Origin of the sequence: Synechococcus sp. PROS-U-1 (assembly GCF_014279755.1) — a bacterium.
Classification (GTDB): domain Bacteria; phylum Cyanobacteriota; class Cyanobacteriia; order PCC-6307; family Cyanobiaceae; genus Parasynechococcus.
In genome coordinates, this window is the sequence record NZ_CP047951.1 from 2454341 (window position 1) to 2477540 (window position 23200).

At 60.1% G+C, this 23200-nt stretch carries 29 protein-coding genes and 1 tRNA gene; 22 read left to right on the plus strand and 8 right to left on the minus strand.

Annotated elements, in window-relative coordinates; all coding sequences use genetic code 11:
• Positions 1-49 precede the first annotated feature (49 nt).
• The gene (locus SynPROSU1_RS13175) at positions 50-1300 is read left to right on the plus strand and encodes an extracellular solute-binding protein (protein WP_186570891.1); all 1251 of its coding nucleotides are present in this window, start codon (positions 50-52) and stop codon (positions 1298-1300) included.
• Positions 1297-2622, plus strand: coding sequence for a mechanosensitive ion channel family protein (locus SynPROSU1_RS13180; RefSeq protein ID WP_186570892.1), 1326 nt, complete (start codon positions 1297-1299; stop codon positions 2620-2622). The genes SynPROSU1_RS13175 and SynPROSU1_RS13180 overlap by 4 nt, the downstream gene beginning before the upstream one ends.
• Here the strand turns inward: SynPROSU1_RS13180 and SynPROSU1_RS13185 are convergent.
• Both SynPROSU1_RS13185 and SynPROSU1_RS13190 read right to left on the minus strand, forming a co-directional pair.
• Positions 2602-3225, minus strand: coding sequence for a 2OG-Fe(II) oxygenase (locus SynPROSU1_RS13185; RefSeq protein WP_186570893.1), 624 nt, complete (start codon positions 3223-3225; stop codon positions 2602-2604). The two genes, SynPROSU1_RS13180 and SynPROSU1_RS13185, sit on opposite strands and share 21 nt — an antisense overlap.
• Positions 3222-3674 carry a protein phosphatase gene (locus SynPROSU1_RS13190; RefSeq protein WP_186572410.1) on the minus strand — a complete coding sequence of 151 codons (453 nt, stop codon included), beginning with the start codon at positions 3672-3674 and terminating at the stop codon, positions 3222-3224. The genes SynPROSU1_RS13185 and SynPROSU1_RS13190 overlap by 4 nt, the downstream gene beginning before the upstream one ends.
• 54 nt (positions 3675-3728) lie before the next feature.
• Between SynPROSU1_RS13190 and SynPROSU1_RS13195 the strand changes: the two genes are divergently transcribed.
• The 8 genes from SynPROSU1_RS13195 to SynPROSU1_RS13230 all read left to right on the plus strand — a co-directional run bounded on the left by SynPROSU1_RS13195 (position 3729) and on the right by SynPROSU1_RS13230 (position 9198).
• Positions 3729-3986 (plus strand): hypothetical protein, encoded by a 258-nt coding sequence (locus tag SynPROSU1_RS13195; RefSeq protein ID WP_011365486.1) that lies wholly within the window; start codon positions 3729-3731, stop codon positions 3984-3986.
• Between the two features lie 99 nt (positions 3987-4085).
• Positions 4086-4994, plus strand: coding sequence for an oxidoreductase (locus tag SynPROSU1_RS13200; RefSeq protein ID WP_186570894.1), 909 nt, complete (start codon positions 4086-4088; stop codon positions 4992-4994).
• Positions 4995-5031: 37 nt separating this feature from the next.
• Complete coding sequence (locus tag SynPROSU1_RS13205; RefSeq protein ID WP_186572411.1) at positions 5032-6960, plus strand: 4Fe-4S binding protein; 1929 nt, start codon at positions 5032-5034, stop codon at positions 6958-6960.
• Positions 6961-6964: 4 nt separating this feature from the next.
• A complete protein-coding gene (locus SynPROSU1_RS13210; protein WP_186570895.1) occupies positions 6965-7375 on the plus strand; it encodes a transcriptional repressor in 411 nt (136 codons plus the stop codon).
• Positions 7372-8109 carry an MBL fold metallo-hydrolase gene (locus SynPROSU1_RS13215; RefSeq protein WP_186570896.1) on the plus strand — a complete coding sequence of 246 codons (738 nt, stop codon included), beginning with the start codon at positions 7372-7374 and terminating at the stop codon, positions 8107-8109. The genes SynPROSU1_RS13210 and SynPROSU1_RS13215 overlap by 4 nt, the downstream gene beginning before the upstream one ends.
• A gap of 38 nt (positions 8110-8147) precedes the next feature.
• Positions 8148-8384: a chlorophyll a/b-binding protein gene (locus SynPROSU1_RS13220; protein WP_186570897.1), complete on the plus strand. Its 237-nt coding sequence runs from the start codon at positions 8148-8150 to the stop codon at positions 8382-8384.
• Positions 8385-8480: 96 nt separating this feature from the next.
• Positions 8481-8780 carry a TIGR03894 family protein gene (locus tag SynPROSU1_RS13225; protein WP_186570898.1) on the plus strand — a complete coding sequence of 100 codons (300 nt, stop codon included), beginning with the start codon at positions 8481-8483 and terminating at the stop codon, positions 8778-8780.
• A 100-nt stretch (positions 8781-8880) separates the two neighbouring features.
• Positions 8881-9198: a hypothetical protein gene (locus SynPROSU1_RS13230; RefSeq protein ID WP_186570899.1), complete on the plus strand. Its 318-nt coding sequence runs from the start codon at positions 8881-8883 to the stop codon at positions 9196-9198.
• Positions 9199-9231: 33 nt separating this feature from the next.
• Here the strand turns inward: SynPROSU1_RS13230 and SynPROSU1_RS13235 are convergent, their stop codons facing one another.
• Positions 9232-9474 carry a hypothetical protein gene (locus tag SynPROSU1_RS13235; RefSeq protein WP_186572412.1) on the minus strand — a complete coding sequence of 81 codons (243 nt, stop codon included), beginning with the start codon at positions 9472-9474 and terminating at the stop codon, positions 9232-9234.
• A 7-nt stretch (positions 9475-9481) separates the two neighbouring features.
• Positions 9482-9667 (minus strand): hypothetical protein, encoded by a 186-nt coding sequence (locus SynPROSU1_RS13240; RefSeq protein WP_186570900.1) that lies wholly within the window; start codon positions 9665-9667, stop codon positions 9482-9484.
• A 232-nt stretch (positions 9668-9899) separates the two neighbouring features.
• Here SynPROSU1_RS13240 and SynPROSU1_RS13245 point away from each other — a divergent pair, with 232 nt between their 5' ends.
• Positions 9900-10073 carry a hypothetical protein gene (locus tag SynPROSU1_RS13245; RefSeq protein ID WP_186570901.1) on the plus strand — a complete coding sequence of 58 codons (174 nt, stop codon included), beginning with the start codon at positions 9900-9902 and terminating at the stop codon, positions 10071-10073.
• Positions 10074-10178: 105 nt separating this feature from the next.
• Positions 10179-10568, plus strand: coding sequence for a putative quinol monooxygenase (locus SynPROSU1_RS13250; RefSeq protein WP_186570902.1), 390 nt, complete (start codon positions 10179-10181; stop codon positions 10566-10568).
• Between the two features lie 426 nt (positions 10569-10994).
• Here the strand turns inward: SynPROSU1_RS13250 and SynPROSU1_RS13255 are convergent.
• A tRNA-Val gene (locus tag SynPROSU1_RS13255) sits at positions 10995-11066 on the minus strand.
• Between the two features lie 58 nt (positions 11067-11124).
• Here SynPROSU1_RS13255 and SynPROSU1_RS13260 point away from each other — a divergent pair.
• Complete coding sequence (locus SynPROSU1_RS13260; protein ID WP_186570903.1) at positions 11125-11607, plus strand: metal-binding protein; 483 nt, start codon at positions 11125-11127, stop codon at positions 11605-11607.
• Between the two features lie 33 nt (positions 11608-11640).
• A complete protein-coding gene (gene mazG, locus SynPROSU1_RS13265; RefSeq protein ID WP_186570904.1) occupies positions 11641-12474 on the plus strand; it encodes a nucleoside triphosphate pyrophosphohydrolase in 834 nt (277 codons plus the stop codon).
• A gap of 4 nt (positions 12475-12478) precedes the next feature.
• Here mazG and arfB read toward each other — a convergent pair whose 3' ends face one another.
• Complete coding sequence (arfB, locus tag SynPROSU1_RS13270; protein WP_186570905.1) at positions 12479-12913, minus strand: alternative ribosome rescue aminoacyl-tRNA hydrolase ArfB; 435 nt, start codon at positions 12911-12913, stop codon at positions 12479-12481.
• Positions 12914-13217: 304 nt separating this feature from the next.
• Between arfB and speE the strand changes: the two genes are divergently transcribed.
• Positions 13218-14060 carry a polyamine aminopropyltransferase gene (speE, locus tag SynPROSU1_RS13275; RefSeq protein ID WP_186572413.1) on the plus strand — a complete coding sequence of 281 codons (843 nt, stop codon included), beginning with the start codon at positions 13218-13220 and terminating at the stop codon, positions 14058-14060.
• On the plus strand, positions 14057-14947 hold the full coding sequence (speB, locus tag SynPROSU1_RS13280; protein ID WP_186570906.1) for an agmatinase: 891 nt from the start codon (positions 14057-14059) through the stop codon (positions 14945-14947). The genes speE and speB overlap by 4 nt, the downstream gene beginning before the upstream one ends.
• Here the strand turns inward: speB and SynPROSU1_RS13285 are convergent.
• Both SynPROSU1_RS13285 and SynPROSU1_RS13290 read right to left on the minus strand, forming a co-directional pair.
• Positions 14941-15336 (minus strand): cyclic nucleotide-binding domain-containing protein, encoded by a 396-nt coding sequence (locus SynPROSU1_RS13285; protein ID WP_186570907.1) that lies wholly within the window; start codon positions 15334-15336, stop codon positions 14941-14943. The genes speB and SynPROSU1_RS13285 overlap by 7 nt on opposite strands.
• Before the next feature lie 85 nt (positions 15337-15421).
• The gene (locus SynPROSU1_RS13290; RefSeq protein ID WP_186570908.1) at positions 15422-15634 is read right to left on the minus strand and encodes a hypothetical protein; all 213 of its coding nucleotides are present in this window, start codon (positions 15632-15634) and stop codon (positions 15422-15424) included.
• A 128-nt stretch (positions 15635-15762) separates the two neighbouring features.
• On the opposite strand from SynPROSU1_RS13290, the gene gcvT reads away from it, so the two are divergent.
• From gcvT to SynPROSU1_RS13320, 6 genes are all read left to right on the plus strand, one after another.
• On the plus strand, positions 15763-16866 hold the full coding sequence (gene gcvT, locus SynPROSU1_RS13295) for a glycine cleavage system aminomethyltransferase GcvT (protein ID WP_186570909.1): 1104 nt from the start codon (positions 15763-15765) through the stop codon (positions 16864-16866).
• Positions 16867-16915: 49 nt separating this feature from the next.
• Positions 16916-18745: an aspartate--tRNA ligase gene (aspS, locus tag SynPROSU1_RS13300; RefSeq protein WP_186570910.1), complete on the plus strand. Its 1830-nt coding sequence runs from the start codon at positions 16916-16918 to the stop codon at positions 18743-18745.
• Positions 18746-18848: 103 nt separating this feature from the next.
• A complete protein-coding gene (locus tag SynPROSU1_RS13305) occupies positions 18849-19982 on the plus strand; it encodes an RpoD/SigA family RNA polymerase sigma factor (protein ID WP_186570911.1) in 1134 nt (377 codons plus the stop codon).
• Between the two features lie 29 nt (positions 19983-20011).
• Positions 20012-20488, plus strand: coding sequence for a Dps family protein (locus tag SynPROSU1_RS13310; RefSeq protein WP_186570912.1), 477 nt, complete (start codon positions 20012-20014; stop codon positions 20486-20488).
• 69 nt (positions 20489-20557) lie between these two features.
• Positions 20558-22207, plus strand: coding sequence for a CTP synthase (locus tag SynPROSU1_RS13315; protein WP_186570913.1), 1650 nt, complete (start codon positions 20558-20560; stop codon positions 22205-22207).
• Positions 22208-22216: 9 nt separating this feature from the next.
• Positions 22217-22834 (plus strand): 7-carboxy-7-deazaguanine synthase QueE, encoded by a 618-nt coding sequence (locus tag SynPROSU1_RS13320; protein ID WP_186570914.1) that lies wholly within the window; start codon positions 22217-22219, stop codon positions 22832-22834.
• Positions 22835-23200 lie beyond the last annotated feature (366 nt).

The window sequence follows — 23200 nt, forward strand, 5'->3', positions numbered from 1 at the left end:
CTGCCCACTCCGGCCAACGTCCCTAGCATTTGTCCACCGAAGTGTTGGCATGGGGCTAATCCGGATCCAGCATCTGGCCCTGGGCATCGCGCTGACTGCCCTTACAGCAGGTTGCAGCAGTTGGCGTCCACCGGTCGTGATCAAGGTGGTTCGCACGATCAATAACTCAGAAACGATCTCCAGTAAGGACTACGAACGGCTGCGGGAGATCACTGAAGACGCCATTGATCACATCAGAAGTGTGGATCCCACCATCCGCCCTCAACTAACCCTGTCCTCCCAGAAAAATTTTGTTGATGAGATTGAAGATCAGACCCGTAGCGGCTTTGGCCCAGATCTGCTGATCACCGATAGCGACACAGCACTCGAGTTGTACAAGCGCAAGTTGGTAGATCCGATTGTCATCTCTCTTGAAGATCGTGCTGATACACCGAGCTATCTGTTCGACCTCGTCACAGCCAAGGACGGGCAACTGGTGGGCCGTCCGGTGAATCAGTTTGTGCAGTTGGCCTGCTTCAACAAGGAGCGATTGCCCTCTCCTCCCCAGACCCTTGAGCAGATGGAACAAGACAGCGAAGAAAACAACTTCGGCATGGCACTTCAGCTGAAAGATCTGTTCTGGAGTGCTGAATCATTTGACGCTGGCGAAGCCATGGAAGCCGCACTCGCGAAGCTACCTCCGGATGCTGAACGCCAGGCCAACGTGACCGCTTGGTTGCACTGGCTGGAAAACGCGAGCTATCAGCAAAACATTCGCTTTCTGAACGATCAGCGCACCCTCCGCGACGCCTTGGTGGCTGGAGAGCTGGATTGGATCACTTGCTGGAGCAGCAACCTGCGGGAATTGAGAGAGCAAATGAAAGACAAACTTGCGCTCGCCCCTCTCCCCAAAGGGCCTTCAACCAAGCTAAAAGCCGCCACCAAACTGCAGGTGTGGGCGCTTGGACGCAACTCCAGCCCAACGCAGCGAGAGAAATCCTTGGTGATGATCGATTTCATCACCAAACCCTGGGCGCAAAAAACTTATGCACTCGCAGGGCGCAATTCATTGCCCGTGAACCGCAAAGCCGCGAAGATCGTTGCCGCCAAAATCCCCGGCGGCACAGAAGCCTTGGTGATGTATGCACAGGAGTCGCTGAAGGCAAATGCCGCCAAAGGGCAATCCAAAGCGCGCGTGTTTCGCGATCCGGAGCGTTATGAAGCCATCTCGGATGCTCTGCTGGACACGATCTACGACGTCAGCTCCCCAGAGGAATCGAGTCAAAAAATCCTGAAAAGTTTGCGGGAGAGCGACTCATGATCACCGAAATCACTTCTGAAACCACGACCTGGCTGGGCTATCTGCAACGGGGTTCCGTGCTCCTTCAAGTGGGCTTGTTCGTCGCGGCCATTAGCAGCGAATCCCGGCTCAAGCGCAAGCTCAGTAGCCCACTGATCGCCAGCCTGAGCCATCTCATTGTGCCAGCAACGCTACTTGCCAGCGCCACCGTTTTGACAGCTGTTGGCGTCACCGCTGGCTATCTGCAGTATTTGTCCCTACTTTGGATGATCTGGCGCTGTGTGGAACCAACAAAGCAACTCATTCTCAACCGCTTCCCCAAAGTTCCGGTGGAAGAAATCGATAAATCATTTTTCCGACCCATTCTCTTGGTGTTCACAATCCTCACTTTTTTCCAGATGCTGGGGAGCCGAGAATCACTATCGCTTATTTCCCTTGGCGATGTCTTCGGGGTGACACTCACCATCGGCAAATTGTTCACCGCCCTAGTGATTGTGTATCTGGTGATCACCCTTGCCAGCCGACCGGCAGCCTTCGCTGCCTGGCTGGGGGGCGGCTTCTTTGGCATCAAGCCCCAGGGCCGCAAAGCCCTCGAAGTGATTCTTCGCTACTCGGTGATCGGCATCGGCGTGATGGGGGTGGCGTACTACATCGGAATCAATGGCACCGCCCTGGTGGCCGTAGCCGGAGGCCTCTCCGTGGGCATCGGCTTCGGCATCAAGGAGATCATCTCCAACTTCATCAGCAGCCTTTGGCTTTTGTTTGAGGGCTCAGTGCGTCCCGGAGAAATCCTGATGATCAATGGGGATCCCTGCACTGTGCGAAAGCTTGGGCTGCGCGCCACCCAATTGCGCCGCGGCCGCGACGGGGCGGAATTACTCATCCCCAACCAGAACTTCTTCACCCAAGAGGCCGAGTCGTACACCGCTGAGGAAACCTCACGCCGCGACGTGGTGATGGTTGGAGCGGCCTATCACCACGAGCCCAAACAGGTCATTGCAATCTTGGAAGAGGTAGCCCACCAGCACGAAAAAATCCTCCAATACCCACCACCAGCAGCATTCACGGTGGATTTTGCGGATTCCTCGATCAACTACAAGCTGCTGTTCTGGGTGCGCAACCCACTCGAAGCATTTGGTGTGGGGAGTGATTTGCGCCAAGCCATCTGGACGGCTTTTGAAGAGAACGGCATCGGCATCCCCTTCCCACAACGCCAGGTGTACCCAATGGAGTGGCCTCCCTCAAAAGATCAAACCCTGCGCATTGGTGCTACCGCCAATCAATTGCAAGTGGAAGACGCCACCCCAGAGGACCAGCCCAACTCAACGGGCGAGGCGACTTAGATAGTCCTCCTGGCATCCGGCGTTAATCCAACCGGTGGCGATCAGCTTGCTGGCTCGCTCGCTCACCCGTCCCCGGTGAATGTGAGAAGGACCAGCAGGGAAGATCACCAGCTTGCCCCGCTCTGCCGGTTCATGGTGGCCCTGCCAATGAAACTCGGTGCCCGCCTCCTCCACGTCGTTGCAATAAAGAATCCAGGCCAGCACCCGGTGCACCGGCTCAGTGGCCTCATCGCTGATGGTCCAATCACAGTGCCAACGCTTGAACCCTTCCCCCGGGGCGTAGTGCTGAAGATTGAAGATCGGATTCACAAACAGGCTCTGCTGAGGGCAGCACTGGCGGAACAGCGGTCGCTCCTGCAGATAGCGATCCAACCCTGCTGTCACGCCACGAAAAATCAGTTGTGAAAGCGCAAAGGATTCGGGTTCCGAGCGATCAATCGCCACCAAGCTGATGTCAGTGCTCTGTTTGGCGGGTTCCGCATCCCCGTCTGCACCAAAAGCGACCCCGGGTCGTCTCAGATCCTCACGACGGCCGTAAAACTCCGCCACGGCGTCAGCCACCGCCTCGAAGCCGGCATTGCTGTAGTGGCCGATCAGATTCATGCCACAGCCTCCAATCGGGGAATGGCCACGGCAGCATCGAGCTGTTGCCAACGCTCCCGATCAGGCACCACATGGGCCTGCAGCTGCACCCGCTCGATCACCGTGGCAGCGCGCTCAAGATCGAGCGGCACACCAGGCCCCATCGGCAGAACCAGCACCTGCTGTTCAGCCGGGTCAGCCATCACCTGGAGATCGAGGGACTCCAGCTCCCGTTCAAAGAAAACCCTTCGCATCCGGGTCGTGAGGCTTGGACCGAGCGCCTCGACGAAACGGGCCATTCCGGCTTCATCCCCAGAGCTGCCGCAATTCAACGACAACCAGATCAGTAGCTTCACCCAACTTTCCGCTGTCCACAGGGGCTGGAAGCTCTCCCGGTGTTGCCGCACCAGCTCAGCAATGGCGAAATCGAACAGCGTGGCCTGCAGGCCAGTGGCATCAGCGGAATCCATGCTGTTCATCCTCTCCTGTGAGAGGTCAGACTGGGATCACTGGTTGCTCTCACCATGGCCCTGGACCTGAACGATCCTGAGCTCGAGTTCTCTGATCTGGTTTACGCCTACCAGAGCTGGGTGATGGCGGTCATCAACGATGAAAAACTCGACAGCGACGACAAGTTGCTCACCGACGACATCGCCGAGGATGCCCTGAACTCGATGCGCTTTCTCCCCGGTGAGGTGACCAGCGCCATCGAAACCAGCCTGGCCCGCGTCTACGACGTCGACGCCGATGAACTGGCCGAATTGCTGTTCCCGGAAGACTGACCGGATCCGAACTGCCTCAACCTGCCCCCCAGCTGCGTCTGAACCAACGCCGCGACGGACCCCGAACTCGGCAAAATGAGTTTCTGTGTTCATGCACCGATGGGTTGGTCCACTGCTGACATCCCGAACCAGCAGGGGCGCGTTGCTCTGATCACCGGAGCCAACAGCGGCCTGGGCCTCGAAACCGCGCGTGCCTTGAAGAGCTGCGGGGCCACCGTGGTGCTGGCTTGCCGCAGCGCTCGCAAAGCGGACGCTGCCAAACAAGCCTTACTGCAGGAACGCGATGGAGGAGCAGTGGATCTGCTGGACCTGGATCTGGCGGACCTGGCCAGCGTCCAACGGGCGGCGAACACCATCGGCGAGCGCTTTGAATGCCTGGATCTGCTGATCAACAACGCTGGAGTGATGGCACCGCCGCGGCGCACCACCGCCCAGGGGCATGAACTGCAGTTCGGTGTGAATCATCTGGGACATATGGCCCTGACCCAGGCGCTGCTGCCGCTGATGCAGAACCGGCCCGACCCCCGCGTTGTGACGGTGACCTCCGGGGCTCAGTACTTCGGCAAAATCCGCTGGGACGACCCCAGTTGGAGCAAGGGCTACGACCGCTATGGGGCCTATGGCCAAAGCAAACTCGCCAATGTGATGTTTGCCCTCGAGCTGGATGCACGCCTGCGCGAGCAGGGCAGCCCCATCCGCTCCCTGGCGGCCCATCCGGGCATCGCACGCACCGAACTTCAACCCACCGCGATCGCCAGCGTTGGCAACCCCTTTGAGGCCCTGGCCTACCGGCTGATGGATCCTTTGTTTCAAAGCGCCAGCATGGGCGCCCTGCCGCAACTGCATGCCGCCACCGCTGCTTCGGCGCAAGGAGGCGAGCACTATGGCCCTGAGCAATTCGGTGGATTGCGGGGTGCTCCTGCGCTCTGCCGTGTTGCGCCGACTGCGAGCCAACCCGCCGAACGGCAGCGGCTCTGGAGCTTGAGTGAGCAGCTGATCCTTGGCTGAGTCCGGTGCCGGGCTGGAGCGGCTGGCCCCCTTCGTGATGGGTCGGGTCCGACGCGGCGTGGTGGGATCAAGTCGCTATGCCCAACGGTTGCGCGGTGCTGTGCTGGAGGCCGCCCGCAACCCGCAACGCCAGCCCGTGCTGATCAGTGGTGAGCCCGGCCTGGAAAAAGACAATCTCGCCGCCCTGGTGCACTACGGATCAGCTGAGCGCCGCCGTCTGCTGGTGCGATTGGATGCTGGCGATCTGCAGGGCAGCGCGCTCAGCCTGCTGAACGAGCTCGGATCCAGCACCCTGTTGGTGAGCGGCATGGACCGCATCGACGTCAAGGTCCAGCAGCGCTTGATCGGGATGGCCCGTGGCGACGCGCCGGAGTTCCAAGGACGCGTGCTTTTCACCAGCGAAGCCGCCATCCCGGCCCTCGACGGCCTGGTGCAAACCATCCGCGTTCCTCCCTTGCGGGTGCGCCGGACCGACCTAGGGGACTGGCTGCGTTACAGGCTGAGGCTGCAGAGCCCTGGACTCGGCTGGAGCCAGCCACCAGCCCTGCCGGACAGCGTGGTGCGAAGGCTTCAGAACCACGATTTCGCCAACAACCTGCGCGAACTCGAAGCGATGGTCGATCGCGCCCTGCGTCAGGCACGTCAGCAAAGCCAAGGCGAGCTTCCACCACTGCTCCCCGAAGAGGTCTTTTGGACCGAAGAAAAAACACGGCGGGCCCGGTTTGACATTTGGCGCTGGAAACCGCAGTTGCGGGACTGGATGCGCGCACCGTCGCTCTGGAACAAGTTGCTGTTCGGCCTGGTGAGCTGGCTGTTCGTGGCCGTGAACCTTGCGCTTTGGCTTGGCCCCCAGGACCGCGCCGCCAATCCGATGCTGACCCTGTTCTGGGCCTGGTGGTGGCCTTTGATCCTGCTGAGCTACCCCCTGGTGGGTCGACTCTGGTGCGCCATTTGTCCCTTCATGGTCTGGGGGCAAATCGTCCAACGGCTCACCCCATGGCGCAAGAAGCGCTGGCCCCATGGTGATGTGGACCGTTGGGGAGCACCTGCTCTAGCCGCCGGGTTTGCCGCGATTCTCCTCTGGGAAGAGGTCTGGAACCTTGAAGACACCGCCTGGTTAAGCAGCTGCCTGCTGTTGCTGATCACGGCAGGAGCAGTGATCAGCTCAACGGTGTTCGAAAAACGCTTCTGGTGCCGATACCTCTGTCCCGTCGGCGGCATGAACGGACTGTTCGCCAAGCTCTCAATCCTTGAGTTGCGGGCTGAAGTCGGCACCTGCAGCGGCAGCTGCAGCAGCTACGCCTGTTTCAAGGGAGGACCGGCCGACGGCGAGGGACTGGCAACCGAAGGCTGTCCGCTGGGGACCCATCCCGCCCACCTGAGCGACAACCGCAACTGCGTGCTCTGCATGACCTGCACCCAGGCCTGTCCCAACCGTTCTGTGCAGTTGCGACTGCGGCCACCTGCGGCCGATCTACAACGCAGCATGCAGGCGCCCGATGGAGAACGCGGACTGATCCTGGTGCTGGCTGGCGGAATCTGCCTGCACCACTGGGAGCGCCTGCTGGGCTGGCTGCCACTTGCACCAGCCTCCATGCATGAGGGGCCGCTACTGGCTCGACTCAGCTTTGCAACGCTGGCCCTTGCCCTTCCAGCTGCTGCTGGTGTGTGGCTTCACCGCCGTTGGCTGTATGCAGGATTGCCGATGCTCTGGGCCCTACTCCTGGCACGCCATCTACCCATCGGCATGGCCGAAGCCGGTACCGTTCTGCCGGTTAGCTGGCCGCAATGGTCCGCCGACCCCCATGTGATCGGCTTCTGCCAAACCATCCTGGTGGTCATTGGATGGGTTGGTGCTGTGATTTTGAGCCGTCGCTTGCTAGATCTCGACCGTCGGGCCTGGTTCACAGGCAGCATGGTGCTGCTCTTGGTGAGCCTCAGCGGCCGCTGGTTGGTCGCCCTTTAAACCCATGGCCAGTCTCCCTCCCGCAACCGAAATCAATGCCCGCCAAAAGGTGTTGTTGGCGAGTCTCCAGGCTTGTGGCGATGAAATGAGCGGTCAGCAACTGCACCGCAGCCTGGAGCCCAACCAAGCCATGGGCCTGGCCACGGTGTACCGCAATCTGCGTCAGCTGCAGCAACGGGGCCTGGTGCGCTGCCGCCACCTGCCCAATGGTGAAGCGCTCTACGCGCCGCTGGAGCGGGATCGCCACCACCTCACCTGCGTTGATTGCGGCAAAACACAATCCCTCGACCACTGTCCGATTCACGACCTGGAGGTGCCGGAAGACGGCCGCAAGGGCTTCGCTCTCCTGTTCCACACGCTTGAATTCTTTGGTCTCTGCAGCGACTGCCGCGAGCGGCAGCAAAACCCGTCATGACCCTGGCCGCCACCTACTACGGAGCCAACGGTTGGTTGCTCGAATTCGATGACCTACGCGTTCTGGTGGATCCCTGGCTGCGCGGCAACCTGAGTTTCCCCCCCGGAGAGTGGCTGCTGAAAGGGGAACTGCCCTGCGAGCGGGAGATCCCGGAGAACCTGAATCTGCTGCTGCTCACCCAGGGGCTCGCGGATCATGCCCACCCTGAAACCCTGGCCTTGCTGCCGAAAACCTTGCCCGTCATTGGATCCGTGGCCGCAACGCGCGTGGTTGAACACCTGGGCTTCACCAACGTGACAGCGCTCTCCCCCGGAGAGAGCACCACCCACCAGGGCCTGCAGGTGCGTGCCAGTGCCGGTGCACCAGTTCCCATGGTCGAAAACGGCTATCTGATCGACCATCCGGCCGGCTCGCTCTACCTGGAACCCCACGGATTTCTGGATCCAACACTGCAACCGCAACCGCTGGATGCCGTCATCACGCCGATGGTGGATCTCGGGCTGCCCGCTCTGGGGGCATTTGTCAAAGGTTGTTCCGTGGTGCCGCAACTAGTGGAACGCTTCCAACCCACAACAGTGCTGGCCAGCACATCCGGCGGTGATGTTCGCTTCGGCGGGGCCCTGAGCCGCGCTCTGCAGATGAAAGGATCCGTGGCCGGAACTGGAGCCCAGTTGCCAACAAGCAGCCGCTGGACCGATCCCACGCCGGGGGAACGACTGCTGCTGAAAAACTGATTTCATGGATTAAGCTTTGTAACAACAGCTTGAGCCTGATGAAGCCCACGCAAGCAAACGACTCTTGGTTCCAAGGCGTCGCCACGCGCGAGATCCATATGGAACAACTCAAAAAAGCGGAACGCTTCAACGGGCGGGCCGCCATGCTCGGCATTGTGATCGGGATCATCACCGAAGGCCTCACCGGTGCCGGCATCGTTCATCAAATCGGTCTGGGACCCCTTGTGGATGGCTACGCCGCCTGCCGCACCCAATTCCTGCCCTTCTGCTTCTGATCCAATTGAGGGGCTCTAACGGCCCCTTCATTTCCACCATTTCGGAAGGCGAATGCCCCCCGATGACGAGAATGGTGCTATTCACGCCCGACTCGAATGGCTGCTGACAAGGAACTGCTGAAGGAAGTGGCTCTGGAGCTGTGGAACACCACCAAAAAACTGCGTCCTGGCCTGCCGAAAGCACCCCGGGCCCAGCTGGTCTTGAAAGCACTGCTGACCATCGGCGACATGAGCGATCAACTGGAAGCCGCCATGGTGCTCGGTGTGATTGAGGCCCAGGAACCCGACGACGAACCGGTACAGGAAGGGACGGCAGGAGAAGACAAAACTGTCTCCGAGGACAAGATCGAGCGAGAAACGCCAAGGGTTGTTCGCAAGCGCTCAAGCACCCGCTGATCAGGGCTGCTGACGGACGCGGGCGAGACGAAAAGGACGCCTCAAGCTGACAGGTCGTCAACCCCGCGCCAGCCTGAGTAAGTGATGACTTGCTCTTTTGTTGAAACTCCCCTCCATTGCTGTTCTCGCTGCTGGCGTTCTTGCTCTTGGCCTTGGTTCGTGTGCTGAGAAAGAAGACGCCAAAGTCACCGACCTGAACAACCTCCAAGGGGACGTGATCGGCAAAGTGAATTGCAGCGAGCAGACCTTTGTTCTGGATGCCGACCAAGCCAAAGGCTTCGCGGAGTTTGCAGGCCAGTGGATGACGGTCGACGCCTTCGGCACGAAGTGGGTGGAAGAAACCGGGGACACCTTTGGCAGTCAACTGGCGATGCAAGTCGCAGAAGGTGCAATGGGTGAAGCCTGCGCCTCCGAATAAGCAAAACAGCAGAGACCAGCGCCACCGATCGCTTTAGTCACGGCGTTGCCGCTGCTGGGGACAATCGCCAGCCCCCAGCTGCCCTGTTTTGCAGGCCTCACCAATGACCTGCCGACGCTGTTCAGGGGTCGTCGCCCCACGTCGCAGCAACAGCTCAAACACAGCAGGGCTAATCAGCCGTTCCTGAAGGAGGGCCTCATTCGTTTGCGCTGCACTGGGCCAAGCCAGCACAATCCCGGCGGCGCAAGCGACAACAACGCAGGAAAGCTTCCCCATCATCCGCTCAACGTTGCATGGCAACCACCACTGCAGCAGCGGCAAGGGCCACGATTCCAGCCATCCAAAAGGTGTTCTGGCGTGCCAACAACCAAGTGGCGTTCCGAGACAAGGCCAGCCGGCCCGTTGCAAGCAGAGCAGTGAGCCCTACGAGCAGAACAACGGGCAACACCAATGCCAGGAACAGTTGCATCACCACATGCTGAGGGGACCCACCTTCCCAGGATGCTTCAGTCGAACGCTGAGTAGCTTTTAAGCCTCCGACCAACGGCTTCGACCTTGTCCTTGCTCATTGCCACGGCTGGCTTCATCGGACTGCTCTGGGTGACGCAAAGCCTGATCCGACGCAGCATGAACGACGGAAGCAACGGCTGAACGCGCACCACGACAGAGCGAATCAAGATGCGGGCAGACACGGAAGAGCCATGTCCCTCGGCATCTTGATCTCAACGCTCACCGGCGGTTTCCTGCTCGGGTTTGTGTTCTCGGCCTTGAAACTGCCATTGCCCGTGCCTCCCTTGGCAGGACTGATCGCTGCTGCTGCCTGCCTCGGTGGCTCAGCAACCTTTGAGCTGGTGCGACAACAGTGGCTGCGTTAACCACCAAGACGATGAATTGACCACTCGGGGATGGATGGGCCTGCAGGTTGCCCGGATGCTGGCCAACCTGTTGTCGACGCCCCAACCCCAAGAGCAAAGACGCCAATGTCAACCTTTGATCAGAGCACACCTTTCATCCTTTTGGCGCGCATTCACGTCAAGCCGGGATGCGTTGATTCCTACCTCGAGCTTGCAAGAGCTACCGATACCGCCGTTCAGGCATCTGAACCGGGAATGATCCACCACACCTTTGACCAGGATCCCGATGATCCACAGGCCTTTGTTTGGTCAGAGGTCTACGCCAACGACGCAGCCTTCAGCGCACATGTTTCTAATCCTCCAGTCCAGGAGTACCTCAAGAAGCATGCTGAGCTTGGCGATGGCTTCAGCATTGAGGTCTATGGAACGGTCAGTGATGCCTGTCGAACGCTGATGGAATCCTTTGGCTTACCACTCAAAATCTTTAAAACCAAACTGGGATACAGCAGGGTTTAGACCCATTGCGGAACGGCCAACCTCAACAGCGTTGAGGCAAAGAGAAAGAAAGCAAGCCCGAGCACTTTCTGGTGTGCAGGAGCCAATTTCAGTGATGAATTTGTTCCCTGGGGGCTTGATCTGCTTCCGCTTTCAGAAAACGGCGATGTTGAGCGGATGCATAGCCGCTGAGGTCAATTCGGCTGGCATTGCTGCCACCCTTTCTCCACTCCCTGGGGGGAGTGCTGAATCTTCGGTTCATGGAATCGAGTTATCGGTTCTCGCGCAGTGGGCCCTTACGGGGCTCTTTGGCGTCATCCCACCATTGCACACCTCTGCATCATTCCCACCAAAGCTTGCTCAGACCTCATCCCGAATGCAGGTTGACGCTGGTGGGTTCGGCAGTGCAAAAAGCCAAAAACCCAGTGCAGAAGTCGCTTTTCGAGATGGGCGATACCGGGATCGAACCAGTGACAATCTCCTTGTAAGGGAGGTGCTCTACCGCTGAGCTAATCGCCCCACCAAGCAGATTCTGCCTTAAGGCGTCAGGTTGGGGCCACACAAGAGCGCCGAAGGCTTGGCAACAGGTCGTCGCCATGACCAAAGCATCTGGCTCCTGAGTCTCCCGCTCGGGCTCACTGTTGGATTGGTGCTGGGACTCCATGCAGCACTCATCGCTGCAGCAAGCTGTCTGGCCGGTGGGCTCTGGCTTTCGCCCGATCTGGATACGCGCTCAAACGCGCTGCGGAGGTGGGGGATGCTCGGATTCCTTTGGTGGCCGTACCGACGTTTGATCCCCCATCGCTCGCTCTGGTCCCATGGTCCAGTGCTTGGCACAAGCGTGCGACTGGGGGTGCTGCTGACGTGGTGCCTCATCTTCAGCATGGCCATTCCGGCACTCTCACCATCAACGCTGCTGGCGGATCTCCAGCAGCTGATGCGCCAACACCCGCGAGAGTTCATCAGCCTGGTGGTTGGATTGGAAGGCAGCGCATGGATTCATCTGATCCTCGACGGTGACCCCTGGCCCCAGGAATGGTCCAACAAACGACAGCAGTGAGAGGGTGGGCGTCACCCAAGTTGTTGACCCTGCATGGCCAACGCACCATCTGATGCGATGCAGCGACTGATCGAGGTCGTGGCACAACTCAGAGATCCAACAACGGGCTGTCCCTGGGACCTGGAACAAACCCATGCCTCCTTAGTGCCCTACGTGTTGGAGGAGGCCCACGAGGTGGCTGATGCCATCCGTCATGGTGATGACAACCACCTCAAGGAGGAACTCGGCGACTTGTTGCTGCAAGTGGTGCTTCATGCACAGATCGCTGGGGAGGAGCAACGGTTCGATCTCGATGCAATTGCCAATGGCATCAGCGAAAAGATGATCCGCCGTCACCCCCATGTGTTCGGCGATGCCGAGGCCTCCAGCAGTGACGACGTTCGCCGCAGCTGGGACGCCATCAAGAGGCAGGAGCAAGCAGAAGCCCTGGCTGGCGCAACCAGTCCGCTCAGCGACCAGCTCAGAACCAAGGTGCGTGGGCTGCCGGCCCTCGCCGGAGCGATGACCATCTCCAAAAAAGCGGCCAAGGCCGGCTTCGAGTGGGATGACATGGACGGCGTCTGGGAGAAGGTCCATGAGGAACTTGACGAACTCAAGGAGGCCGTGGCCAACGGCAACCGAGGCCACGCCCAGGAGGAGCTGGGCGATCTGCTCTTCACCCTGGTGAACGTGGCACGTTGGTGCGGCATCGGGCCTGAAGAGGGCCTCGCCGGCACAAATCAGCGTTTCCTGGATCGCTTCTCCCGCGTTGAAGCCGCCCTGGGTGGGGATCTGCAAGGACGCAGCATCCACGAACTGGAAGTCCTTTGGAAACAGGCCAAAGCTGCCATCAGGGCAGAACAGTCTTCAACGTCCGGATCCAATTAATCGATCAGTCGTCCATGGATGGCCGGCTCCGCCGTTGACGCTTGAGATCACCACGCTTCTTCTTCGTGTCCAAACGCCGCTTCACCGCACCGCGGCCAGGCCGAGTTGATTTGCGTGCACGAGGCGGTGGCTGCAAGCCCTCCCGCAGAAGCTCCGCCATGCGATGCAATGCCTTCTGACGGTTCTGCCATTGGGAGCGTTCTTCAGCGACCACAACACGAAGACAGCCCTCCACCAACCTTGTCTCGAAGTACTCCACCAGTCGGGCGCGACGAAATGGACCAAGGCCAGAGCAGTTCTCGACATCCAGCACCAACTCCACACGGGAATCGGTGGTATTGACCCCCTGCCCGCCTGGACCAGATGAGCGACTGAACCGCCAACGCAGATCTCTGGACGGAATGATCAAGCGCTCATTGACGACCAGATCTTGCACCACACATGTCCCGGATCAAGAGCAAAAAAATGGCTTTTTGCCCGCCTGATTTATTCGAAGGCAAAGTATGTGACATAACCAGACCTAGAGCCTCTACAAATAAGCCATCAATCCGCAGGAAGGGATTGGCGGCAGTTGAAAAAACCTGCGACGCAAAAAGGCGGAGGGAGAACCGTGAGGAGGCGACGCTCCCTGCCATTCCCGTATCGAACACCACATCTAGAGGCCTGTCAACACTGAGGCACTACTGACGGTGTTCAAAACCGCACGCGCCAGAGGCTTAGCTGGAGAGATGCCTCGCCACCCCATGAGCAGCTGGATTGACGAAGAGCACCGCGGCGTCCGCTACGGATTGAAGGGAGAGGTGCTGGTCGAGGAGACCAGTCCGTTCCAGCGGATCAGCGTGATTCGCAGTGAGCGCTATGGGCGGGGACTGTTGCTCGATGGCTGCTGGATGACAGCGGAACACCAAGAACGGCATTACCACGAAGCGTTGGTGCACCCAGCGCTCTGCAGTGCCAGCTCCATCGAGCGGGTCCTGGTGATTGGCGGTGGAGACGGCGGCACCGCCCGGGAGTGCCTGCGCCATCCAGGGGTCCAGCGGCTGGACATGGTGGAAATTGACGGGCGGGTGGTGGAACTCAGCCGAGAACACCTCCCAGAGATCGGCGGATCCGCCTGGGCGGATCCGCGTTTCAAGCTCACGGTGGGGGATGGCATCGCCTGGGCCGCCGAGGCTGAAGACCAGAGCTATGACGTTGTTTTGGTCGACGGCTCTGACCCGGCAGGACCGGCAGAAGGTTTGTTCAACCAAGCCTTCTTCGAAAACTGCCGACGCCTGCTCAAGCCCGGCGGGGTATTCGGCACGCAGAGCGAGTCTCCGGAAGCCTTCCGCGATGTCCACATCGCCATGGTGCGGCTGTTACGCGAGGTGTTTGATCACGCCGACCCGCTCTATGGCTGGGTGCCGATGTACCCCAGCGGCTGGTGGAGCTGGACCTTCGCCGCGATGGGAGCGCCCCACTACCGCACTCCCGACCCCGAGCGCACCAAGGCCATTGCCGCAGGATGTGAAATCTGGTCACCGCGCTGGCAACGGGGGGCCATGGACGCCATGCCGGCCTTCATCGAACGGGAGTTGCAGTCATGACGGCAATGCCGCTGAGTGAGCTGCTTGACGGGTTGTTTGACAGCGACGGAACCATTTTCATGGGCTCCCGACGCGACCCTGCCGACTGCCGCGTCGGCCTATTCGGGGTCCCGTACGACGGCACCACCTCCTTTCGCCCTGGCACCCGCTTCGGACCCGCCGCCATCCGAGAGGTCAGCACCGGCCTAGAGACCTATTGCCCGCAGCTCAATCGGGATCTGGAGGATCTCAACTTTGCGGATCTCGGTGCCGTTGATATTCCCTTTGGCAACCCTGAACCCGTTCTGATCAAGGTGAAGCAGGCAACCGAAGCTGTGCTTGCTCTAGGCCTCAAGCCCCTGATGCTGGGCGGGGAGCATTCGATCAGCTCCGGTGCGGTGGAGGCCGTTGCCCAACGCCACCCCGACCTGGTGCTGGTGCAGCTGGATGCCCATGCCGATCTCAGGGACACCTGGCTGGGGGCGCGCCACAGCCACGCCTGCGCCATGCGCCGCTGTTTGGACATCCTTCCAAGCCAGACGCTGTTTCAACTCTCGATCCGAAGTGGAACGCGGGAGGAATTCAACGAACTGCATGGAAGCGGTCGGCTGATGCCAGACATCGATGCCCTTCGACAGGCGCTCTCTCCCCTCAAAGGAAGGCCCCTCTATCTCACCGTCGACCTGGACTGGTTCGATCCCTCCGTTCTTCCTGGAACCGGTACACCCGAACCTGGTGGTTACTACTGGTCTGATTTCGCCCGGCTTGTGGAGGTGCTCCGAGAGCATCACCTGGTGGCTGCCGATGTTGTGGAACTGGCCCCACAACTCGACACCAGTGGCATCAGCTCCGTACTGGCCGCCAAGGTGTCCCGCAGCCTTCTGCTCCTCCTAGGAGCCGATCAATAGAAGTGGCGCGCATCAACCCGCTGCTGCCGCAAACGGCTGTGTTGCTTGCTGAGAAGTTGCAGCACCAGTGTTGGGTGCCGGTGGATGAGCGTCAGAAAGTTGGAACGACTGAGGCGGAACAGCGAAACAGGTGTCACAGCCGTGGCATCACGGCTGTGACACTCGGTGGGATCCACCAGATCCTCATAGAAAAACAATTCACCGGAACCAAACCGAATGCGGTTCAACAGACCACTGCTCAGTTCCATCCATCCACGTTCAATCACATGAATGAACTGCACAGGCTCCCCTGCTCGGAAGACGGTTGTGCCGGTCGGCAACATCATGCGATCTACCTCAGGCTGTTCCTGGATGAGTTCCAAAGGAGTCAGCGGAGCTGAGGCAGACAACGTCAAAAACCTGAATGAATGGAGTATCCCGTGACCGCCGAATGCTGACCATCACAGAGGACACGGCGAATTTGTCGATCCGAGCTCAAGTAAAGCTGCGATCCAGTTCCAGCTGACACTCAGCAACGCCAGTGCTCTGCAGAACAGGAAGCTTTGGAGTACGGGGGGTCCAGTGGTGACAGACCACGAGATCCGAAAGTTCGGAATGCACCTCCAACCGGCGCAGTCGGCACCAACCTTTCGACCCTGCAGCAAGGCTGCAGTGTTGACAACTGCGACAGCAGGGACTGTTGGCCAAGGAGGAAATCTGAGTCCGCCAACGGTAGTGACGGTTTGGGAAACGGACCGCAGCAAAGGGCCGATTTCCGGGTTCCCTTCCGGATGGTGAAGCCCTCCATAAGAATGCGCTTCGCAACGGCCGCCCCCATGTCTCTGCAGCGCACTCCCCTATTCGAGCTCTGCCGCAGTGTTGGTGGCCGCATGGTGCCATTTGCCGGCTGGGAGATGCCGGTTCAATTCAGCGGCCTCATCCAAGAACACAAGGCCGTTCGCGAACGGGTCGGCATGTTCGACATCTCCCACATGGGAGTGCTGCGCCTGGAAGGTGCCAATCCCAAGGATGCGCTGCAACGGCTCATCCCCAGCGATCTGCACCGCATCGGTCCCGGCGAAGCCTGCTATTCCGTTCTGCTGAACGAGCAAGGCAACATTCGCGACGATCTCATCGTTTACGACTGCGGCGCCATCGATGCCGAACGAGGTGCGTTGGTGCTGGTGATCAATGCCGCCTGCGCCGACAGCGATACCGCCTGGATCCGTGACCAGATGGAACCCGCTGGCCTGACGGTGACTGACATCAAAAACGGAGGGGTGCTGCTCGCGCTTCAGGGACCTGAGGCCATGCCATTGCTGCAGGAGCTGAGCGGCGAAGACCTCAGCGGCCTGCCCCGCTTTGGCCACCGGGTACTCCAGCTCAACGGCCTAAGTCAACCGGTGTTCAGTGCTCGCACGGGTTACACCGGCGAAGACGGTGCAGAGCTGCTGCTCAAGGCCGAGGACGGACAAAAGCTCTGGCAGCTTTTGTTGGATCGCGGCGTTACCCCCTGCGGCCTTGGGGCGCGGGACACCTTGCGCCTGGAGGCCGCCATGCACCTTTACGGCCAGGACATGACCGACGAAACCAACCCCTTCGAGGCAGGGCTGGGTTGGCTCGTGCACCTCGAAATGCCCATGGATTTTGTGGGCCGACAAGCTCTGGAGCAGGCGGCGGAATCCGGCCCCGCCAAACGCCTGGTGGGCCTCAAGCTTCAGGGTCGCGCGATCGCCCGCCACGACTACCCCGTCATGCACAACGGGGAGACGGTCGGCATCGTCACGAGTGGAACCTGGTCGCCCACCCTGGGAGAAGCGATCGCCCTGGCCTACGTGCCCCGATCCCTGGCCAAAATCGGCACTGAACTGAGTGTTGAGATCCGCGGCAAGGCCCAACCGGCCACGGTCGTTCGCAAGCCCTTCTACAAACGAGCCTGAACCTCACCGCTGCTGTGGGAAACTCGCTCTTCTCCAGTTGAGATATCCCATGCGCAGCAACGGTTGCGGCGACCTGCGCGAACAGAACATCGATCAGCAGGTGCAACTGTGCGGCTGGGTAGACCGACGCCGTGATCACGGTGGGGTGATCTTCATCGACCTGCGGGACCGCAGCGGCACGGTGCAGATCACGGTGGACCCAGATCTGGGGGCCGACGCCTTCGCCGTCGCCGAGCATCTGCGCAGCGAAACCGTGCTGCAGGTTGAAGGCAAAGTTCGAGCACGCCCTGGCGAATCCCTGAACGACAAGCTGGCCACCGGGGCTGTGGAAGTGCTGGCCAGCGGCATCACCGTGCTGAACAGCGTGAAGGGCAATCTGCCGTTCCCGGTGTCTGTGCACGACGAGGAGAACACCCGCGAGGAACTGCGGCTGCGGCACCGCTATCTGGATCTGCGCCGGACGCGCATGAACGACAACCTGCGGCTTCGGGCCCAGACGATCCAGGCCGCCCGTCGTTTCCTGGAGGACGAAGGCTTCATCGAGGTGGAAACACCGGTGCTCACCCGCTCCACACCCGAAGGCGCCCGCGACTATGTGCTGCCCAGCCGAGTCTGCGGCGGTGAATGGTTCGCATTGCCCCAGTCGCCGCAGCTGTTCAAACAGTTGTTGATGGTGGGTGGGATTGAGCGGTACTACCAAGTGGCCCGCTGTTTCCGCGACGAGGATCTGCGCGCTGACCGTCAGCCGGAATTCACGCAGCTGGACATCGAGATGAGCTTCATGGATCAGGAGCAGATCCTGGAGCTGAACGAATCGCTGATCTGCGCCATTTGGAAGGCGGTCAAAGGCATCGAGCTGCCTCGTCCCTTCCCCCGCATGACCTGGCATGACGCCATGGAGCGCTACGGCACCGATCGGCCGGACACCCGCTATGGCATGGAGCTCACCAACGTCAGCGACATCGTCAAGGACATGGGCTTCAAAGTGTTTAGCGGTGCCGTGAAGTCAGGCGGCGCGGTGAAGTGCATCGCCGTGCCAGGCGGCAATGACGCCATTTCCAACGTACGGATCAAACCCGGCGGCGATGTGTTCAGTGAAGCTCAGAAAGCCGGTGCCGGTGGCTTGGCCTTCATCCGCGTGCGCGATGGCGGGGAGATCGACACGATCGGTGCGATCAAGGACAACCTCAGCGATGAACAGAAGCAGGAGCTGCTCAGCCGCACCGGCGCGGAACCCGGCACGCTTCTGCTGTTCGGCGCTGGCGACACCGCCACGGTGAACAAGGCGCTCGACCGCGTGCGCCAGTACCTGGCCAAGGAGCTGGGCATGGTAAAGGCCGAGCGCGACAACGATCAGTGGAACTTCCTCTGGGTGGTGGACTTCCCGATGTTCGAGTTCAACAGCGACGAGAACCGCTACGAGGCGCTGCATCACCCCTTCTGCGCTCCCAATGCCGATGATCTCGGCAGCGATGCGACGCAATGGGCCGAGACCCTCCCCGGCGCTCGGGCCCAGGCCTACGACCTTGTGCTCAATGGCCTTGAGCTCGGTGGCGGCTCCCTGCGGATCCACGACTCCGCCCTGCAGCGCCAGGTGCTGCAAACCGTTGGCCTGCCACTCGAGGAAGCCCAGGAGCAGTTCGGCTTCCTGATGGATGCTCTCGATGTGGGCGCGCCTCCCCACGGCGGCCTGGCCTTCGGTGTAGACCGCATGGTGATGCTGCTGGCCGGCGAGGAATCGATCCGCGACACGATCGCCTTCCCCAAGACCCAGCAAGCCCGCTGCCTGATGACCAATGCCCCTGGTGGCGTGGCCGACAAGCAGCTGGAGGAACTGCATGTGGCCAGCACCTGGGTGGAGCCCGACCAGGAGGACTGACCTCTGAAGCTGGACTGAGCAGATCCCGAAGGGAATCAGCGCATTTGTCGCACCGCGGTCAACGGCGAGGAACCCTGAAGTTGGACTTCACCAAGGCCAGCTTTTGCCCAGTAAGCCCCGACGGACAGGGGGAACCCGTGAGCGCCGCAGCAGCGGCACGACGGATCTGCTGCGGCTGTATCTCCAGGACATTGGCCGCGTCGACCTTCTCACCAACGAAGAGGAGGTCACACTGGCGCGTCTGGTGCAGCGCCGCGAAGCACTACTGCACCAGCAACGGGATCTGGCCGATAGCCATGCGGCCATTGGGGAACTTCATCGTCTCGAAGAGCTGCAGCGCCGCGAAGCGAACCAGCACAGCCACTGGCCGACCAAGCAAGAATGGGCCCGGGCGGCCGGGCTGCCCTTGCCGGAGTTGCAGCAGCGAATCGACGTGGGCTACCAGGTCTGGGCTGAGCAGGCACAACTGGAGGCCAAAGACTTAAGGGTTGCCCTTCGCAACGGGCGGCGGGCCAAAGACCACATGATTCAGGCCAACCTGCGGCTTGTGGTGGCGGTGGCCAAGAAATATCAGCAGCGAGGCATGGAACTCCTGGACCTTGTGCAGGAAGGGACGCTCGGGCTGGAACGGGCGGTGGAAAAGTTCGATCCCACCCGTGGCTTTCGCTTCAGCACTTACGCCTACTGGTGGATCCGTCAGGGCATCACCAGGGCGATCGCCACCCAGAGCCGCACCATACGTTTGCCCGTCCACGTCACCGAAAAACTGAACCGGATCAAGCGGGTTCAGCAAGAAATTGCGAGCAACGAAGGGCGCATCGCCTCCATCGCGGATCTGTCGAGAGAGCTCGGCATCAGTGAGGACACCGTGCGCCAGACCCTGGCCCGGGTGCCACGCTCGGTCTCTCTGGACACCCGCGTCGGCCGCGAACAGGACACCCAGCTCGGGGATCTGATCGAAGACGGTCATGCCACCCCTGAGCAAACCCTCACCCACCACGAACTCCACAACGATCTGGAACATCTGCTGGACGAACTCACCAGCCGGGAAGCCGCTGTGCTGCGCCGCCGCTTTGGGCTGGAGGACGACACACCCCAAACGCTGGCCCAGATCGGAGAAGAGCTGAAGCTGTCTCGAGAACGCGTTCGTCAGATCGAAACCCGCGCCTTGCTCAAACTGCGACAACCCCAACGACGCAGCAAAGTCCGCGATTACATCCAGGGCCTGGATTCGTAAACCCAAAGCTCACCTGTCCCCAGCAATCCATGGACATGGACATCGACATCGGCCTCTCCCAAGAGCAGCGCAGCACCATCGCCGATGGACTTGGCCGGCTTTTGGCGGACACCTACGTGCTGTACGGAAAAACCCACGGCTTCCACTGGAATGTCACCGGGCCGATGTTCAACACGCTGCACCTGATGTTCATGGAGCAGTACACCGAACTGTGGACCGCACTGGATGAGATTGCCGAACGGATCCGTGCCCTTGGCCTGATGGCCCCCCATGGCGGCAGCACCCTGGCGGCCTTGTCATCCATCACAGAAGCCGAGCAACATCCAGCAGCATTGGACATGGTTCGGGAGCTGGTGGCGGGCCATGAAGCGGTGGCACGAACAGCGCGCAGTGTTTTCGCGTTGGCAGACGCGGCAGACGATCAGCCCAGTGCAGACCTTTTGACGCAACGCCTCCAGGTACATGAAAAAACCGCCTGGATGCTGCGCAGCCTGCTCGACAGTTAGCGCATTCACCGACTGGCCTCTGGAGAACACGACCAACGCCAGGTAATTTGAAGAGTCGCCTGGCAGGTCATGGCCAAATTCGTCTTCATCACCGGTGGTGTGGTGTCCAGCATTGGCAAGGGGATCGTGGCGGCAAGCCTCGGCCGGCTGCTGAAGTCACGGGGCTACGACGTTTCGATCCTCAAGTTGGATCCATACCTCAATGTGGATCCGGGGACGATGAGCCCGTTCCAGCATGGGGAGGTGTTCGTCACCGAAGACGGCGCGGAAACAGATCTCGACCTCGGCCATTACGAGCGCTTCACCGACACGGCGATGTCACGGCTGAACAGCGTGACCACAGGCTCGATCTACCAATCGGTGATCAATAAAGAACGCCGCGGCGACTACAACGGCGGCACCGTTCAGGTCATTCCCCACATCACCGGCGAAATTCGCGAGCGCATCCACCGGGTTGCGTCCAACAGCAACGCTGATGTGGTGATCACCGAGATCGGCGGCACCGTCGGTGACATCGAATCGCTGCCCTTTCTCGAAGCCATTCGCGAGTTCCGGGGTGACGTGGGTCGCAATGATCTGGCCTACATCCACGTCACCTTGCTGCCCTTCATCGGCACCTCTGGCGAGCTCAAGACCAAGCCAACCCAGCACTCGGTCAAGGAACTGCGCTCCATCGGCATCCAGCCCGATGTGCTGGTTTGCCGCAGTGATCGCGACATCAGCGACGATCTCAAACGGAAGATCGGCGGTTTCTGTGGTGTACCAACCCGTGCCGTCATCCCCTCACTGGACGCCGACAGCATCTATGCCGTTCCCCTGACCCTCGAGCAGGAGGGGCTGTGCCGTGAAGTGCTGGACGTGCTGAACCTGGCAGACCATGACAGCGACATGGCGGCATGGGAACAGCTGGTGCATAACCTCCGCAATCCCGGCCCCTCGGTGAAAGTCGCCTTGGTGGGCAAGTACGTCCAGCTGAACGACGCCTATCTCTCCGTTGTCGAAGCACTGCAGCATGCCTGCATTGCCCAGGATGCCTCTCTCGATCTGCACTGGGTTTGCGCAGAACAGATCGAATCCGATGGTGCCGATGCACTGTTGCGGGGGATGGATGCGGTGGTGGTGCCCGGTGGCTTCGGCAACCGTGGCGTTGACGGAAAAATTGCAGCGATTCGCTGGGCCCGGGAACAACGCGTTCCATTCCTGGGGCTATGCCTCGGAATGCAAACCGCTGTGATCGAGTGGGCACGCAACCAGGCCGGTCTCACGGATGCCACCAGTGCCGAATTGGATGCGGGAACTCCGCATCCCGTGATTCACCTGCTGCCGGAACAGCAGGACGTGGTTGATCTCGGTGGCACGATGCGGCTCGGGGTGTATCCCTGCAGGATTGCCCCGGAAACCCTGGCCCAAAGGCTGTACGGAGAAGAAGTGGTCTATGAACGTCACCGCCATCGCTACGAATTCAACAATTCCTATCGCAATCTGTTCTTGGAATCCGGGTATGTGGTGAGTGGCACCTCCCCGGACGGACGACTGGTGGAGTTGATCGAACTGAAAGGGCATCCCTTCTTTACAGCCTGCCAGTACCACCCCGAATTCCTGTCCCGGCCTGGGAAACCACATCCTTTGTTCCGGGGTCTGATCGAGGCAGCCCAACAACGTCTCCCCGATTCACCTGCCCAGGCCCTAAGGCAACAAGGGGACATTGCGATTCCGTGAACCGCATTGATGGCTGACTTCCAACGTCTCCCGGTAGTGGAAACCTTCCATTCCCTACAGGGAGAGGGTCACCATGCAGGGCGCAGTGCTTTTTTCATCCGTCTTGCCGGCTGCAATGTGGGTTGTCCATGGTGTGACACCAAACACTCCTGGCCCGTTGATCAGCATCCCGCCATTGCCGTGGAGACGTTGGCTCAACAGGCTCTGAACGCACAAAACAACGGAGCCGCTTTTGTGGTGGTCACGGGTGGAGAACCTCTTCATCAAGACCTTGCCCCCCTGACACAAGCTCTTAATCATCACGTCGACCTGCCCATTCACCTGGAAACCAGTGGCGTGGATCCCCTCAGTGGACGTTTTGACTGGATCACCCTCTCACCGAAACGCCACCAACCTCCCAGGCATGACCTCTTGCAGGCTTGCCATGAGCTGAAAGTCGTGGTGCATGGCCCGGAAGACATCCGCTTCGCTGCTGCGATGGAGATGAAGTGCCACGACGACACCCTGCGATTGCTGCAACCTGGATGGGAGAGCGCAACAGGAGAACAGCTGGCTGTGAAGCATGTGCTTCAGCACGCCAAATGGCGCCTCAGCATTCAAAGCCACAAATGGCTAGGAATCCGCTGAGGGGCGAGGTTGTCGGCTGTCCTACTTCAGCGAGTTCTCTGCCCAAAAGGACAGACAGAACTTCTAGCCCCAACTGGAGCTATGTTGATCTAATACTGGCTGCAGTCGACACCAATCAATCGTCACGACCAAACCACCGATCAACCTCTTCGATCGATGCCTAACAGAAACCCGTCAAAAAAGACAAAGCAAGGAGCGACGGGGAACAAGGTCACTCAAAAAAATAGCGGGAAATTTAAGCAACAAAACCTAATTCGTCCTTCAACATTTACCTCAGCAAAGGACGACGATGGCAATGGCCTTGTGGATGGGTCTGAGAAAACCGCATATCAGCTCTATAACTCCGGCAATCCTCTTTTTATCTCC